The organism is Achromobacter sp. ACRQX (assembly GCF_022346505.1).
GTDB classification, from domain to species: Bacteria; Pseudomonadota; Gammaproteobacteria; order Burkholderiales; family Burkholderiaceae_B; genus Achromobacter; species Achromobacter animicus.
On the sequence record NZ_JAKRML010000067.1, the window covers coordinates 1 to 1,146 of the forward strand.

Sequence of the window (1,146 nt, forward strand, 5' to 3'; positions counted from 1 at the left end):
ATGGGTGCAGGCTGCGCGACGACCGGCGACGGGACGGCCGGGGCGGCAGCGGCGGGCGTGGCAATGGCCGGCGCGGCGGCGGCCGCTGAAGGGAAGGAGGAAGGCGCGGGCTTTCGGCGGGGCAGCATGATGTCGGTCTGTCGAGTCTTGCGGAAATCAGGCGCGTGCCGCGCGGCCGGCCGGGGCCGAGCGGTTCAGCCAGGAACGCAGCCGATGCAGCGTGCCTTGCTCGGCGGCGGGCGCGGCCGAGGGCAGGCCGAGGATGCGCGCGCCAAGCTGCGCGACGGCCTGGGCATAGGCGGGCGCGGCTTGCGGCGACAGCGGGCCTTTTAAGAGGCTGGCGGCCAGCGCCTGGCCGGCGTAAGGCAGATGCTGGTCGATGCGCCGGCCGACAAATTCCTCGAACTGCGCCGCGCTCAGTGCGGCGGCCTGCGTCTGGCGCGCGTCGCTGGCCACCAGGACCAGACGCTGATTGGCGCTGCCCTCGCCCAGCTCGGCCAGCAGGCGATGCGTGTTGCGCGCGCCTTGCACGGTCAGCTCGGTCAGCACGACCCGGATGTCGGCATGCGCCAGCACCTCGTCCGCGCCGCCGGGCCGGTGCGACGGCAGGTCCCACAGCGACAGCGAGAACCACTGGCACAGGGCGCCGCCGATTTCGAGCGCGCGCTCGGGGTCGAAGGGCGTTTCAGGACCGGGACGCTGCGCCAGCAGTTGCAGACGTGCGGCAGGCTGCGCCTGCTGCGGCGCGGGCACCTGGCCGGCGGCAAGCAGCGTGCGTTGCAATAGGCGCGGATCGATGTCGGGCGCGGACAGCAGGCTGGCAAGCCCCGCGTCGGCTTCCAGGCCAAGCAGCAGCGGCAGGTCGCCCTTGCGCCGGTCGAAGTCGACCATCACCGTCGGGGTCTGCCGCGAATGCGCCAGCCACAGGCCCAGCGATGCGGTCAGCGTGCTGACACCCAGGCCGCCCGCTGCGCCCACGATGGCCGCGGAACGGCCGGCGCGCGCGGCGCCGCCCTGGCCCAGCGGCGCGTCATCGTCGGCGCGCGCCAGCGTGTCGGCCAGCACGTCCAGGCGCGGCGGCTTGATGAGGTAATCGAAGATACCGGCCTGCAGCAGCTGGCGGTACAGGTCCACATCCTGCTTGTC

At 73.4% G+C, this 1,146-nt stretch carries 1 protein-coding gene; it reads right to left on the reverse strand.

Annotated elements, in window-relative coordinates; all coding sequences use genetic code 11:
• Window positions 1-156: 156 nt before the first annotated feature.
• On the reverse strand, window positions 157-1,146 hold a 990-nt coding region (locus MHZ91_RS28175), incomplete at its 5' end, for a hypothetical protein (RefSeq protein WP_239216588.1).